Origin of the sequence: Synechococcus sp. H55.11 (assembly GCF_047462475.1) — a bacterium.
In the GTDB taxonomy this organism is placed as follows: Bacteria; Cyanobacteriota; Cyanobacteriia; order Thermostichales; family Thermostichaceae; genus Thermostichus.
The window spans coordinates 1-464 of record NZ_JANSJI010000013.1; the positions used below are offsets into that span (position 1 = coordinate 1).

Below are 464 nucleotides of genomic sequence, written 5' to 3' on the forward strand. Positions count from 1 at the left end.
AGTTGTGTTTAAGAGACAGCCCCAAGCGAAGGGATCCGGCTGGTGAAGCGGATCAGCGCTGTCAACGGCCTTCCCATCCGTGAGTTCTTCGACGAGCCCACAGATCCCAACGACAACCCAGGGATCCCTTGGCCGGGCGGGGCAGCAACCTTCCTGCAAGGTGCCGTCAACCAGCCGGTACGTCCGGGAGCGCGGGTGCAGTTTGCCATCTACTTCCTGCTGGATTCGCCCAGCTCGACGCTGACGGTGTGCGATCCCCTCGTCCCTGGTCTTGGCTATGTGGCAGGCAGCTTGTCCTTGACACCGGCAGGTGGCTCTCCAGTGGCTCTGAGCGATGCGGTTGATGGGGATGGGGGAGCTTTCATCCCACCGGGACAAGCGGTGCCGCCGACCTGCGGCGGCATCACCAACTCCAACGGAGTGGTGGTGGTCAATGTGGGGGGATCTGGCACTGCCGGGGCCAT

Annotated in this window: 1 protein-coding gene; it reads left to right on the forward strand. The window is 63.4% G+C overall.

The genetic code is table 11. The annotated features are described in order from the left end of the window. Window positions 1-42: 42 nt before the first annotated feature. Window positions 43-464, forward strand: a 422-nt coding sequence (locus NW853_RS00330; RefSeq protein ID WP_414336286.1) for a hypothetical protein, incomplete at its 3' end; no start/stop codon positions are given.